Below are 14,153 nucleotides of genomic sequence, written 5' to 3'. Positions count from 1 at the left end.
GTTTTCTCCGGCAAGCGGCAACAGAACATGAATTGAGCAGCATCACCATGCAAATCACCGCTGATGATGACCTCGTTTACGGGATAAGATGCGTTGGCACGATTCATGCTTTGAACTGACAGAGTGACGTCAATTTGGCGACACAATAAAAAGAGGCCGGTAAACCGGCCTAAAGATGAGCATATGCTCAGGAGAATATGACCAAGCGTGACAGAACTGAACAGCTGGACAACACTTGGCATTACTAGTAGAGATTATATCTCTCCCGATAGAACAGAGTGCGACCCGAACACCCCTTTGTTCCATCTCTTGACCAGGGCGGCCTGAACAACCGCCCTGTTTTCTTTTGTTAGCCTTGCAACAGTGACAGTGCAGACTGCGGGCGCTGGTTTGCCTGAGACAGAATGGTCGATGCGGCTTGCTGCAGAATGTTCTGCTTGGTCAGGTTGGCGGTCTCGGTCGCGAAATCTGCATCGCGGATCCGTGAACGCGCAGCACTGACGTTTTCAGAGACGTTCGCCTGGTTGCGAATGGTTGAATCAAACCGGTTCTGCACTGCACCCAATTCCGCTCGCTTGCTGTCTACAACTTTAATCATGTAGTCGAGGTTGGCCATAGCAGACTGGGCCGAACTCGCCAACTTGATGCTATTCATGTTTGCCACAGTCACTGCGCTGGTTGAGGCCGTTACTTTGAAAGGCTCTTTGCTACCAGTTGAACCGGCAGAGATTGTTGCATTGCCCTTGGCAGCCGAAGCCATACCTGCGATGGTAAACGCAGTGGTCATTCTGAAAGTAATGGTTTGAGCCGCATCGGCACCAACCTGGAAAGAGCCGACATAACCACCGTTAAGCAGTTGCTTACCACCGAATGTGGTATCTTTTGCCACACGATCAATTTCGGTCATCAGCTGGTCATACTCTTGCTGCAACGCGGTACGGTCATCAGTGTTGTTGGAGCCGTTGGCTGATTGTTGAGCCAGGGTACGCATACGCTGCAGCATGGAGGTCACCTCATCCATTGCACCTTCCGCAGTTTGCGCTACCGAAATACCATCGTTGGCGTTGCGGTTACCCTGATTCAAACCGTTCACCTGAGACGTCAAACGGTTGGCGATTTGCAGACCCGCGGCATCATCTTTGGCGCTGTTGATACGCAAGCCGGATGCCAGTCGAGTGTAGGAAGTATCCAGTGATTTGGTCGTATTCATCAGGTTACGCTGCGCGTTGAGCGATGAAACGTTAGTGTTGATATAAAGGCCCATGACTATTCTCCTAAGCTATTAAATTTACTCTTCTATTCGCTCAGGCTTTATTATTTTCCGTGCCCGATGCGTCTTATTTAACGGCTCGTTTTTGGATGTCTTTAGCATTTTTTTCAACGCTTCATCGCATTAACGCCGCTTACCTTATATATCGGCGGGTCGGGGGGATACTTAAGGAAAAAATCGGGCCAAAACCAGTGACAAACTCAACATTCTGAAGCTCGCCAACGGCAGGGGGCAAACGAGACACTACCGTTCGTGCTGCGAGAAAAAATCCGTCCCGACTCTCAATTTTGTCGAGCACTGTTGGCGATTGGACTCACCAGCCCCTAAAATCGCGGCCCCATCAACAATTTGGCGTGAGTTGTTCTCCATGCAGACACTGGTTGAGCAGATTGTTTACATCAGCGACATGTTTGGTACTGCGGTATTCGCGTTTTCAGGGGTATTGGTGGCTGGCCGACTCAGAATGGACGGGTTTGGCGTCATGGTTTTGGCGGCGGTCACTGCCATCGGCGGCGGCACCATCCGTGACATGATCCTGGGAGCCACCCCTGTATTCTGGGTGCGCGACCCGCTCTATATCTGGGTGGTCATCGCGACGGCGCTGATCGGTATGTGGATGGTCAAACTGCCCCGCAGGATGCCCTGGTATGTACTGCCGGTGGCGGATGCCTTCGGACTGGCCCTCTTTACCGTTATCGGTGCCCAGAAGGCCCTCAACTTCGGCACCCCGGGGCTGATTGCCGTGATCATGGGCACCATGACCGGGGTAGCCGGTGGCATGATCCGCGATGTACTGGCGCGGGAGGTCCCCATGGTGCTGCAAAAAGAGATCTATGCCACCGCCTGTATCCTCGGCGGCATTCTCTACACGCTGGCACTGGAGGCCGATATGGATCGGGTCACCGCCATGCTTATCTGCATGAGCGCCGTATTTGGCCTGCGGGTAGCTGCTATCTACTGGCATCTTTCGCTACCGACCTTCTCCCTGCAACGCAATTGAGAGCAGGCCCACAGCGTCATCATGTCGCTGTGGGCCACGCGTTGAACCAAATAGGCTTTTCTGTTGTCATAGAAGCAGTCGTTGTTAGCCGGAACTTCTCATGCGCAAAATCGGTATGCTTACCACCCTTATCCTGGCGAACGTGACGGCAGCCCACGCCGAAGCACAAGTGGTATTTGGACGACTGGCCTCGGCGCCGGTGCAGCAGTTCAACCAGCAGATACGCCAGGCAAGCCATCAACAGCAAAACTGGGTTAATGACTACCGTGAGGTAGCTTTACGATTCGTCGGTCATGGTGACATACCCAGCCGCATCCATGCCCAGCAGCTGGACAATGATCTGGTGCTCTCGGTCGCCCTCGACGGCAGCAAGAGCGACATGATCTACATCCTGACCCTCTATCGCAGCAACAACCTGTGGCAGATGCGGGAGGCGGAAATGGGCTGGCGTTGTCAGGGGCAAGACTCCTTCACTCCGGTTCCCTGTCCCTGATAGTCAGGGCTCACTCTGTGAAATAAAAAAATCCGGCACATTGGCCGGATTTTTTTATTGAAGGTAAAAACACGCTTACGGGCGGTACACCTTGACGTTGTCAAAGCCCTTCTCTTTCAGATAGAGCGCCTGCAGCTTGCTCATCACACCGCGATCGCAGTAGAGCAGGTAGGTCTTCTCTTTGGGCAGATCGCCAAAGGCGGTGGCCAGCTTGAAGAAGGGGATATGCAGTACTTCACGACCTTCCACCACCAGCGGCTTCTCGTCGTGTTCGTCGGCAGAGCGGATATCCAGGATCACCTCGTCAGCGCCCAGCACCTGAGTCGTTTCCACCTCTTGCACTTCAGCGGCAGTCTCTTCACCGATACGGCGGATATCGAGGTAACGGGCCTCGGAGACCACCTTGTCCAGAATGGCGAAGTCGAAGTTGCCCTCTTCCTCTTCAATGCGCGCCAGATCAGCCTTCACTGTCGGCTTTTTGGAGATGACGCCGCAATATTCCGGCATGGTCTCGGCAAACTCCAGGGTGCCGATACGGCGGGCTTCACTGATGATATCCGGCTTGTCCCAAGTAATGAGCGGGCGCAGGATCACCTTGTCGGTCACCCGGTCGATCACGTTCAGGTTGGTGAGAGTCTGGCTGGATACCTGGCCCACACACTCACCGGTCACCAGCGCCGGGATCTGGAACTCATCGGCCACCTTGGCGGCAGCACGCATCATCATCCGCTTGAGCACCACGCCCATCTGACCGTTGTCGATCTTCTCGAGGATCTCGGCAACCACCGGCTCGAAGTCCACAGCGGTGAAACGTACCCGGTGGGAGGAGCCGAAACGGTTCCACAGGTGGTAGGCCACCTGCTTGACGCCGATCTCGTGGGCCGCACCGCCCAGATTGAAGAAGCAGTAGTGCACCCGGCAGCCGCGCTTGATGAACTGGAACGAAGCCACACCGGAGTCAAAACCGCCGGAGAGCAGACTCAGCACATCTTCCTGGGTCGCGATGGGCATGCCGCTCAAGCCCTGATGGATGGCGCTGACGATAAAGAGCTCCTCACCGTCGATCTCGAGGTTGATCTTCACATCCGGGTTCTTGAGGCGCACACCATTGCTTTCGCAGTGCTGATTCAATCCACCGCCCACGTAACGCTCAACCTCGAGGGAGGAGAACTCATGCTTGCCGTGGCGCTTGGCGCGCACGCAGAAGGTTTTGCCCTTGAGCTGGTCGCCCCATACGGCTTTCACCTGCTCGAAGATGTCGTGCAGATCGGTAAACTTGCTGGCTTGTACCTCGAGGAAGGCCTGAATGCCCGGAATACAGGCCAAAGCTTCGATAGCCTGCTCACGGAACTGGTCATTGCGGGAGCTCACAATCAGCTTGTCCCAATCCATCCGTACGCGGGCATCGTCGTCGAAGCGGCGCAGGACATTGCGGATATTGCCCTGCAGGATCTTGATAAAGCGCTGGCGAACCGACTTGCTCTTGATGGTGATTTCCGGGAACAGCTTGATAATGAACTTCATGGTAATGACTCGGGTGACCTTGATTTAAGGGCGCGAATTATATCAGAACTTTGTGGCCAGCGCCTACTGGATGAGCGTTTGCTCACATTACCCCACGCAGTGTTTGCCGTGCAGCGCTAATCTTGCGTATATTCCCGACCCTGCGCCTCGCCAGATTTTTGACAACAGACTGATCCGATGAAGACCTATATCTACTACCCCGGCATGGAGGTACGCGACGAGCTTTGGCTCAAATTTGCCTTGCTCTATCTGGAGCGGCTTGCCTTTGTCTTCACCGTCAGCGAAAAGAGCGGTCTCACCGCCCTGCTCGATACCCTTCAACAGCAGACCGATCTGCTGGCCGAGCGGCCCGATGCCGCCTTCTTTGCCGCCATTACCCCGCAACTGGAGAACCAGATAAGCGGCCTGGTGGCCCCCGATTTCGTCCGCCACAAGGTGTTTGGCAACAAGGAGCTGATTGGTCGCTGGCGTCAGGAGGCCAACCACGACTGCTTCTGCCCGGATCAGGCGGGGCTGGAGCGGCTGCACGGCTTTTGCCTTACTCACGGCTTTGCGACCCGGGATGAAGGGGGGATCAGAATGGCGCGGCGCTTTGCCAACCTGATCTCCATGCGCCTTGCCCGTGAGTGGGCACTCGCCAATGACGGGGCGCTCATTACCGATCACGACTATCTCGACCGCCTGCTCCATCTGCTCGAATCCCGCTACCACAATCGCGGCGGTCAGGATTGCTTCCACCTCGAAATCCCGTTGCAAGTGCCCACTCACCTGGCCGATATTCCGTTTGCAGAGCTGATTGCCCTGCGCGGGCGCAGCGGCTTTCGCCAACAGCTGGCCGAATTTCATCTGGCCATCGACAACCTGCTCACCATGCTGGGTAGCGGCTATGCCGACCCGGCGGCCCTGACCCGCTTTGAACAGGCTCAGCAAGGGCTCAATCAACTGCTCGGGCCCGAGACCCTCAGCATGCCACTCACCACCCTGGTCAGCACCAGCCTGCCCGCCGTAGCCATGCTCCACCAGTTAAAGGCGAGCCACCCCGAAAGCAACCTTATCTTCCATCCCATCAAGAAGAGCCACTTTCACCAGCGCAAGAGCCAGCACTTCTTCACCCGGCTCGGCCATCTGCGCCAACCGGGCTGAATGGGCGGAATGAAAAAGGGGTTGGCATTTGCCAACCCCTCTCGTTATCTGCGGCCTACCAATCATCACCACGATGATTGGCCCGCTCTTGCGCCTTCCTGCGCGCCTCCATCGCCCTGTCACGGCGGATATTGGAAGGGGTACAGGCAAACTGTTTCTGATAGCAACGCGCAAAACTCTCGGAAGCGGGTTCGAAAGGTGAATAGAACCCGGTACGTTCAGGAGAAACATGGTGATCACCATGATTGGTTGTGGCACAACCCGAACTCATCAGCACCAGCAAGGGACACAGAACACGCAGCAAAAGAGAACTCCCGATTGGATTTGAATGAACTCGTAATTATTCACAAATTAATTCATCCAATCAAATATTGATGCATTTCAAATGGTTAATTACATTCACCTCAATGGCTGTCGGCAAAACGATCAACGGGAGATGGTGCCGGCATCACTGTCAGGATGCACCACGCGAAACTCGATACGATCGCTGTTGCCCGCCTCGTCCACCACCACCAGCTGGTATCGACCCGCCTCGCTCAGCACCTGATCGCCATCCCAGCGCAGCCGCTGGCCGTTGAGAAACCAGGCCGGCTTGCCGACACCGCCCAGCACCTTGGGCTGCAACCGATAGCGCTGGCTGCGGATAAGGTTGTCCTCCCCCAGCGCCACGATGCGAATGGGGGCCTGCAGCTCGGCGCTCTGCCCCTCCCCTGCACAACTGCTGGCGAGCAGCGACTGCCGCCGCTCGCCGGGGGACCGCCAAGGCTCCAACGACAACGGCCAGAGTGCCCGAAAACCGGATTGTGCCGCATCGGGGCAACGGGTCAGCGTCGGCTTGCCTTCAGCAGTGAGTGCAACTTGCCGCAGCGGCGAGGGCCAGTCCATGGGATCCGGCAAGGTGGGAGGATCGCGCCCTTCCAGCAACCAGGCGCTCTGGCGCTGCAAACAGGCTTCAGGCAGGGTCGCGCTCATTTTGCGCCCCAGCGGCCAGCAGATCTCGGCCTCACTCACCGTGTTGGGTTGTGCCGGCAAGGGGCTGTTGTCAGCCAGCCGCGAGTAGACCGAGAGCAGCAGCGGCACCGCCGCGCTCTGGCCATAAAAACCGGGCATGGGGGTGCCGTCGGGGCGCCCAAGCCAGACGCCGATGGTCCAGCGACCGGAGACTCCCATCGCCCAGCTGTCGCGATAGCCGTAGCTGGTGCCGGTCTTCCAGGCCAGCCTGTTGACCCGGCCAGTCGCCTCGCTGGCAAAGGGCTGATCAGCCCGTCCCTGCGCGCTCAATATTTGCCAGATGATCCAGGCCGCGCCCGGACTCAGCAAGGGGCGCGACACCGCCTGCTGCCCCGCCAGCCAGACCGGCATCGCCACCTGCCCCTGCCGGGTCAGCGCGCTGTAGAGCGCCACCAGCTGCTCCAGCCGGATCCCCGCCGCCCCCAGCGCGATGGCAGGATTGGGTTTGTCGGAGAGCGCCAGCCGCACTCCGGCGTTGTCGAGGCGACTGACCAGTTTGTCGGGCCCGAGCGCCTCCAGCACCTGCACCGCCGGCACGTTGAGGGATTGCTGCAGTGCCTGAGCGAGCGTCACCGGCCCCTGAAAGGCGCCGGAAAAGTTGGCGGGTCTGTAATCCGAGCCCAGCCTCGGTGCATCGGAAAGCAAGGAGGCCGAGTGCACCAGCCCCTCATCCATCGCCAGACCGTAGATAAAGGGCTTGAGGGTCGAGCCGGGGGAGCGGATCGCCTGCACCATGTCCAGATAACCGTGACGGCGCAAATTGCCATACTCGGCGCTGCCCACATAGGCGCGCACCGCCATGGTTTTGTTATCTACCAAGAGCAACGCCGCTGAGGTCTGCTCAGGGAAGCGACGGATATAGCTCGCCACCCGCCCCTCCAGCCAGCGCTGCAGATCGCCGTCGATGGTGGTGTGAACCAGCGCCCCGGCCTGATTGTCCGCGGCGAGACGGGCAAAGAGCGGCGCCTCCATCGGCGTGAAGTGACCGCGAGCCAGCACCGGCTCGATGCGTCCCTCCAGCCACACCTGTTCGGGCCAGACGCCTTGCGCTACCAGTCGCTGCATCACCTTGTCACGGGCGGTGCGGGCCCGCTCGGGATGGCGGTCCGGCCGGTTGCGGCTGGGGGCCTGCGGCAACACCGCTAACAGCGCCGCCTCGGCATAGGTCAGCTTGGCGGCGCTCTTGCCAAGGTAGGCAAAACTTGCCGCCTGCACCCCCTCCAGATTGCCGCCAAACGGCGCCCGATTGAGGTAGACGGTGAGCAGGGTGCGCTTGTCATAGTGCCACTCCAGTTGCAGCGCACGCACCATCTGGCGCAGCTTGCCGGGCACGCTCCTGTGGTAGGGCTCGATAAGACGCGCCACCTGCATGGTAAGGGTCGAGCCGCCCGATACAGCCCGCCCATAGCGCAGCCACTGCCAGACCCCGCGCACCATGGCCACCGGATTGACCCCGGGATGACGCCAGAAGTAGCGATCCTCGTAGCCCAGCAGCGCCTCGATATAGCGGGGGGAGACCTGCTCCAGGGTCACGGGATAGCGCCACACGCCGCTGGTATCGGCAAAGGCGCGCAGCGGTCGCCCCTTCATGTCGAGCACCACCCGTGCGTAGGCAGGGTCGAGCGGTGGCGGCGGGAAGAGTCGATCCAGTGCCAGCAATGACAGGAGCAGTGCTACAACGCCCAGCACCGAGCAACGCAGCCAGCGTGGCAGGCGACCAAGCCAGCGCCAGCCAGCGTGGCCAGTGCGACCTAATTTCAGCCAGCCACGCTGGCAGAAAGTGAGCGGGCGAACCCGCTCAAGGGAGGGTTTGTTACTCAGAGATACGCACCTCGTGGATATCCTCACCCACAGCCCGCAGCTCGGGGCGGTACATATCCTCCACCTGGGTCGGCGGCACCTGATAGCGACCCGGCGTCACCGCCCGCATCAGGTAGACCAGTTGCTGGTTGCTCCCCTCGCTCAGATCCAGCGCCGCCGTGTAGCGGTCATCGCGAAACTCCTGATGCTTGAGATAGTCGTTCCACTCGCTCTGCCACGCCGGTTTCCCCTCAATGGAGAGCTCTTCCAGCTTGATGCTGTTGCCAAGGGCCGGGTTCTCCAGCTCGAAGCCAGCGGGCACCATCTCCACCAGCAGGGCATCGGGCACCGCCGATTCGCTACTGACGTTGAGCCGCACCACCACCAGATCGCCCACCTTCACCTTGGCGGGATCAAACGGCTGACCGTCGCTGTTGAACCAGCTGCGGGTCACGCTCATCCCCTTGCTGATCCGTGCCGGTGCCTGTTCGGGGTAACCTACCAGTGTGCGCTGTACATAGAGGGATCCCTTGCCCTCGTTGGTGACGGTGCTCGCGGCCAGTGCCTCGGGGGCACCCTGCTGCAGCGGAGCCGAACCGCTCAGGGATCCACTGCCAAGAGAGGAAGTTACCTTGGCCTGCCAGTCGGCGGCCGGATCGACGCGGGCGAGTCGCAGCAGGGCGAGCCGCTCCTGAGTGCTGAGCCACTGACGATGTGCCAGGGTATCGGCTACCTTGGCACTGAGGGCTGGCCAGCGCTCCGCAGCCAGCTTGTGCTGGCGCAGCAAGGAGAGCTCAAGGGCTTCATCGCGCAGCGGCGAGCCGTAATCCCCGAGATAGTCATCACCGCGCTCGGTCGCCAATGCCCGGCTGAGGGCCTTGGCGGCGTTCTGCTCATCCCCCATGGCCGAGAGTGCCAGCGAGAGGTGCAAGAGCGGCAAACCGGAGCGGGCGTGATCGGCCTGCTGCTCCCAGATAAGGCGCAGGGTAGCGAGCGGCGCCTTGCCCACCCGGGCCAGCACATAGGCGCTGTAAGCCTGATAGGCCAGCCGGCTGTGCTCGGGGGCACTGCTCCAGCGCTCGCCATACTGGCTGTCGGTGAGATAGCTCTGCAGCCGGTTCAGCGCCTGATTGAGCATCGCCTCCGGCACTGCATCGCCCGCCTCCTTGCGCGCCAGCAGGTAGTCGACGGCATAGGCGGTGAGCCACTGCTCCTCGTCGGAGCGACCATCCCACAGGCCAAAGCCGCCGCTGGGCAGTTGCAACCGCTGCAACCGTTGCAGCAGGGCGCGTTGCACATCCGCCTCACTCGCCGCTTTCTTGCCCTCTGCGGGTTTGCTCCAGGCGGCCCGCTCATCGGCCGTGGTCAGCAAGTAAGGCCAGGCACGGGACAGGGTCTGCTCCAGACAGGCATAGGGGTAATAGGCCAGCGCCTGCCACTGGGCTGCCGGATCCCAGGGGGGAGTGCCGGAGAGGCTGAGCAGCCCCTGCAGGTTGGCGCGATCCAGCCCGGCCAGCTCAGCTGGCGCAAAGCTCATCTGCTGGCCGGGAGCCAGCATCTGGTAACGCTGGCGAGTCTCGGCCGGCCAGGGGGAGCGCAGCGGCAGAGTCCAGTCGCGGCTGATGGCAAAATCCTTGCCGCTGGCAGCCAACTGCAGGCTTGCCACGCCGCTCGCCCCGGTAACGGTGAGCGGCAGGGTCAGCCACTGCTCCTCGCCATTTTTAAGGGAAAGGGTGCCGGGCAGCTCACCGTTTGCTTTCAGCCCGCCATTGAGGGTCCAGGCAAGGGAGAGGGTCTGATCCTCGCCGCTCATGTTGCGCAGCTGCACCAGCGCCCGGGTCTCATCCCCTCTGGCGCCAAAGCGCGGCCAGCCAATCTCGGCCACCAAGGGCGCCACCACCTTGACGGCGCGCTCGGCCTCCCCGACTTGCTGTTCGTTCCAGGCCAGCGCCATCAGCGCCAACTCGCCATTGAAGTTGGGCAGATCGAGCGGGATCACCGCCTTGCCCTGCTCGTCAAAACTCACCTCGCCGCTCCAGAGTGCAGCTATCTCGACCCGGCTCTCCAGCGCGCCGCCCTTTTTCAGCGGCGCCCGATCGCCCCCATAGTTGAGGCGGGCCAGCTTGCCATCCTGCGGCGGGATCACCTGGCCGTAGTTGTCGAACAAATCTTGGGCGAAGCGCTTGCGGCCAAAGAAGATCTCGAACGGGTCGAGGGGTTGATAATCGCTGATATTGAGCACGCCCCGATCCACCGCCGCCAGTACCACACGGCCTTGGCTATTGGGGGTGGAGGTTGCGGTCACTTCCAGCCGGGTAAGCGGCACCGCTTTATCCGGTGCGCTCAGGGTAAGCGGCAGACGACGCGCTTCCCGATCCAGGGTGAGCGGCACCAGTCCGACCGAGCGCAGGCTCTGCACACTCTTTTGGCTCACCGGCTTTGAGTCGCTGTCTGGCGCGGCGATCTGGGCCGAGATATGCAGATCGTGACGCTGCCACTCGGGGCTGATCGAGATCTCGAACTCGCCGCGGGCATCCTTGAGCTCGATGCGCTGCCACCAGCGCAGGCCGTCGCCATCTTCCACCAGCAGCAAGCCCTTGCCGGGTCGCGGCGCCACCACTGTCACTTTAGCCTTGTCACCCGCCTGATAGGCGCGCTTGTCGAGGGTGATGGCAATCTTGTCGGGCCGCGCCTGCTCGCCACCGCCGCCCCAGGCGTAACTGCCGATCTCCACCCGCAGGCTCGATTGATGGCCCTGACTGTTCTCCACCTCCAACCGATACCAGCCCGCCGCCAGTTGCAGCGTGAGCGGGGTCGGCCCCTTGCCATCCAGCTGCAGGGTCTGCTCCTGCTCCAGATAGGGCTGGCTGTTGAACTCGTACTTCCACCCCTCGCCATCGGCGTAGTGCCAGTAGTAGTCGCGGTACTCGTTGATAAGGCGCACCTTCACCGCCCCCGCCACCGGTTGGCCTTGCTCATCGAGGTTGAGGATCTGGAAGGGGAGCGGCTTGCCCCCTTCCACACGATCGGCCACGAAGTCGGCCTTGAGCGCCGGCCACTGACTGCCCGCGGGCCAGCCATACTGGGTGCGGCTGCGATTGACGGCGCGGCCACCGGGCTCGGCGAGCGACACCCGATAGGCCACCTCCAGCGGCCCGAGGGTTAGCACCCCATCGAGCTCATCAGTAAGCGAAAAAGTCCCCTGCCCCTGCGCATCGAGGGTGAGATTGAGGGGCTCGAGATCCTTGGCCTGCTCGGCGAGCAGCACATCCCCCAAAGTGAACTCCTGCCATTGGGTGAAAGGCATGGTAGCGCGGCTGATTTTTACCTCCGCCTTGGCCTTGGTTGCGCTCGCAGGGGCGCCGTAGAGATAGTCCCCTTGCAGCGGCAAAGTGAGAGCGGCGTCCAGATCCGTGACTTCCCCATCCGGCCCCTTGCCAAGCTGCAGTTTCAGCCGCTCCGGCAGAAACTCCTCCACCAGAAAAGGCCACTCGAAACGACTGCCGGCGGCGGTCTTGAGGTTGATGGTCCAGCGCCCGAGCGGTGCATCGTCCGGCAAACGCAGGCCGTAGTGGGCGGCGCCAAGATTGTCCGGCAGCAGCCGCTTCTGTTCGAGCAGCTGACCATCAGGCTGTTTCACCTCCAGTTCCACCGCCATCCCCGGCAGCAGCTGGCCATCCTGCCCCTTGAGCAGGATCTGACTGTCGAGCCGCTCGCCGGGACGATAGAGATCGCGCCCGCTGAACAGATACAACTGCTGGGCCTGCCAGGGCTGGGTGCCGAGATCGAAGGTGGAGAGATCGAGCGCCGCCCCATCGAGGCGCAGCACCGCCAGATGCTTGCCCTGTTCGGCCAGCAGCAGGCGAGCCCCCTGTACCTGGTCAAAGCGCCGGTGACCACGGTTGTCGGTCTGTTGCACCTGCAGCCGGTTGCCCTTCTCATCGAGCAGGGAGAGCTGCACATCCTTGAGCGGGTCAGCGCTGGCCAGGGAGCTCACGAACACCTCCAGCAGATCGCGGTAACGGCGGGCGCTGAGCCCCATGTCGCTCACCGCAAAATAGGTGGTCTCCTTGCGCCAATCGTAGTTGCCAAGGGGGGACATTACCGCAAAGTAGACGCCAGCCTCAGCCAGCTGCGGCTCTTTCACATTAATGAGGCGGGTCTCGCGCCGGTTGGCATCGAGCTCCAGCGCATAGCGGCCGCTGAACACCCGCTTGGCCCGCTTGGTGATCTGCTCAAGCTCCCAGTTACCCATGCCGGCACCGGGGCGATATTCCGCCAGAAAACGGGGCAGATATTCCGCGTCGACCCGAAAGAAATCGATATTGACCTCATCCACGTTGACCGCGCTGATGGGCAAGCGAAGTTCCTGACGCAGCGGCAATACCATGCCACTGGCGGTAAAGGAGGCCCCCGCCTCCAGCGGGCGAGTCTTGAGGGTCCAGCTCTGGGGGGATGGGCCCAGCCCCGCCTTGAGGCTCACTTCATAGCTTTTATCGGGTTGAACGTTCGGAAAATAGAGGGTGCGACCATCGTCGGCGAGGATCCACTCCCCCTGCACCTGCTTGCCCCCCTCGCTGACCGAAAGCCAGCTCTGCCAGTTTGCCTTGGGCGCCAAGGAGCCGGAGAAGACCAGCGCCAGTGCCGGCGCATCGCGATATTGACGGGCATTGGCCTGCACTACAGAAGTTGGCACCCCGGCCTCCTGCTGCGCTGTGGATTCTGTGGTCGGTACTTGGCTGGTGGGCTTGTCAGGGCCGCAGCCAGACAGCAAACCGACCACCCCGCAAAGCAGCAGGGTTGACCAGCGGCGGTGCAGAGCGCCGGTTCCAACGGTAGAGCGGTGAAAAGCAGAGGGAGAGTCGAAGAGGCGCATAGGTTCCATCCCGAGTTGGAGCGCTGCAAACACAGCGTGGCTGGAAACAGGATAAGGCATCCTGCTCACCCGACACAAAGCTCATTACCCGAATGGGCACAATTCCGCCCCCCTGCAGCACGAGAACCCCCTTGCCGACTGATCCAGTGCGGCAAGGGTTGTCATCTAGTCGTGGCTGGTCTCGTTTTTCGCTCCGCCTTTGAACCAGCGAAACAGGATGGCCATGACGGCCGCCAGAAACAGCACCAGCGAGGTAATCAGCAGGGCCCGGGTCAACAGTTCGCTGTGGTGGAGGAAGAAGGGGGTATTCATCGCCAGCTTGCCCACCAAACTGAGGCAGAGCGCCCACATAAAGGCACTGGCAAAGCTGGCCACGCACATCCGCAGCACGCTCAGGCGGCCAATCCCCATCAGCATGGGGGTCAGTACCCGCACGAACGGGATAAAACGGGAGGAGAACATCGCCAGAAAACCGTACTTTTTCAGCAGCCGGGTCGCCTTGGGCAGGCTGTCGGGAGGCAACATCCGCTCGATATGATCCATAAAGCGGGTGCGCTGCAGGGCCCGTCCCTGCCAGTAGGCGAGCACAGAACCTATGCCAGCAGCCAACGGCAGATAGACAAGAGTCACTTCAGGGCCAAACACCCCCATGCCAACCAACCCACCGGCCAGCAGTACCAGGCTGTCCCCCGGCAGGGGCAGGAAGACGAATGCGGACTCCAGCAGCAGTACCAGCATCAGGCAACTGATCAGCAGGGGTACCGCCTGCATCTGAACCAGGGCGTCAAAATCCTGATGCCAAATGGCCATCAGCATATCCAGCATGTCACTCTCCCTACTACACGGTTCATCATGAACGAGGCAGGGGTTATAGCACCCATCCCCTGAACAAAACGTTAATTTTGTCCGGCACAGAAAATAAAGTGTGTCGAAATATTGCAGCAACGAGGGGAATGCAAGAAGGGCGAAAAGCAGAAACAAAAAGCCCCTCATCTTGCACGCACAAGGGAGAGGGGCAAACAGGCACAGAAATAAA

The 14,153-nt window shown here is 60.6% G+C and carries 8 protein-coding genes; 3 read left to right on the top strand and 5 right to left on the bottom strand.

The features are described from left to right. Positions 1-349 precede the first annotated feature (349 nt). Positions 350-1,264 (bottom strand): flagellin A, encoded by a 915-nt coding sequence (gene flaA, locus LRL22_RS06585; RefSeq protein ID WP_019446043.1) that lies wholly within the window; start codon positions 1,262-1,264, stop codon positions 350-352. A gap of 373 nt (positions 1,265-1,637) precedes the next feature. On the opposite strand from flaA, the gene LRL22_RS06580 reads away from it, so the two are divergent. Continuing rightward, complete coding sequence (locus LRL22_RS06580) at positions 1,638-2,270, top strand: trimeric intracellular cation channel family protein (RefSeq protein WP_219263700.1); 633 nt, start codon at positions 1,638-1,640, stop codon at positions 2,268-2,270. A gap of 100 nt (positions 2,271-2,370) precedes the next feature. After that, the gene (locus LRL22_RS06575; RefSeq protein WP_182963612.1) at positions 2,371-2,763 is read left to right on the top strand and encodes a hypothetical protein; all 393 of its coding nucleotides are present in this window, start codon (positions 2,371-2,373) and stop codon (positions 2,761-2,763) included. Between the two features lie 75 nt (positions 2,764-2,838). Here the strand turns inward: LRL22_RS06575 and thiI are convergent, their stop codons facing one another. Then, complete coding sequence (gene thiI, locus LRL22_RS06570; RefSeq protein ID WP_270904998.1) at positions 2,839-4,287, bottom strand: tRNA uracil 4-sulfurtransferase ThiI; 1,449 nt, start codon at positions 4,285-4,287, stop codon at positions 2,839-2,841. 177 nt (positions 4,288-4,464) lie between these two features. Between thiI and LRL22_RS06565 the strand changes: the two genes are divergently transcribed. Beyond that, entirely contained in the window at positions 4,465-5,430 is a 966-nt protein-coding gene (locus tag LRL22_RS06565) for a hypothetical protein (protein ID WP_270904997.1), read from the top strand. Between the two features lie 426 nt (positions 5,431-5,856). Here LRL22_RS06565 and pbpC read toward each other — a convergent pair whose 3' ends face one another. From pbpC to LRL22_RS06550, 3 genes are all read right to left on the bottom strand, one after another. Then, positions 5,857-8,289 carry a penicillin-binding protein 1C gene (pbpC, locus tag LRL22_RS06560; RefSeq protein ID WP_270904996.1) on the bottom strand — a complete coding sequence of 811 codons (2,433 nt, stop codon included), beginning with the start codon at positions 8,287-8,289 and terminating at the stop codon, positions 5,857-5,859. After that, entirely contained in the window at positions 8,255-13,117 is a 4,863-nt protein-coding gene (locus tag LRL22_RS06555) for an alpha-2-macroglobulin family protein (protein ID WP_270904995.1), read from the bottom strand. The genes pbpC and LRL22_RS06555 overlap by 35 nt, the downstream gene beginning before the upstream one ends. Before the next feature lie 165 nt (positions 13,118-13,282). Beyond that, complete coding sequence (locus tag LRL22_RS06550) at positions 13,283-13,942, bottom strand: DedA family protein (protein ID WP_005353037.1); 660 nt, start codon at positions 13,940-13,942, stop codon at positions 13,283-13,285. Positions 13,943-14,153: the final 211 nt, after the last annotated feature.

It is taken from the genome of Aeromonas sp. PI_26 (assembly GCF_027854445.1).
In the GTDB taxonomy this organism is placed as follows: Bacteria; Pseudomonadota; Gammaproteobacteria; order Enterobacterales; family Aeromonadaceae; genus Aeromonas; species Aeromonas veronii.
Note: the sequence above shows the minus strand (reverse complement) of the source record. Positions and strands in the feature narration are given on the sequence as shown.

What these genes read in the sequence shown, in the direction of transcription:
- flaA (WP_019446043.1), bottom strand. Translation starts at nt 1,264, where the DNA reads ATGGGCCTTTATATCAACACTAACGTTTCATCGCTCAACGCGCAGCGT.
- LRL22_RS06580 (WP_219263700.1), top strand. Translation starts at nt 1,638, where the DNA reads ATGCAGACACTGGTTGAGCAGATTGTTTACATCAGCGACATGTTTGGT.
- LRL22_RS06575 (WP_182963612.1), top strand. Translation starts at nt 2,371, where the DNA reads ATGCGCAAAATCGGTATGCTTACCACCCTTATCCTGGCGAACGTGACG.
- thiI (WP_270904998.1), bottom strand. Translation starts at nt 4,287, where the DNA reads ATGAAGTTCATTATCAAGCTGTTCCCGGAAATCACCATCAAGAGCAAG.
- LRL22_RS06565 (WP_270904997.1), top strand. Translation starts at nt 4,465, where the DNA reads ATGAAGACCTATATCTACTACCCCGGCATGGAGGTACGCGACGAGCTT.
- LRL22_RS06555 (WP_270904995.1), bottom strand. Translation starts at nt 13,117, where the DNA reads ATGCGCCTCTTCGACTCTCCCTCTGCTTTTCACCGCTCTACCGTTGGA.
- LRL22_RS06550 (WP_005353037.1), bottom strand. Translation starts at nt 13,942, where the DNA reads ATGCTGGATATGCTGATGGCCATTTGGCATCAGGATTTTGACGCCCTG.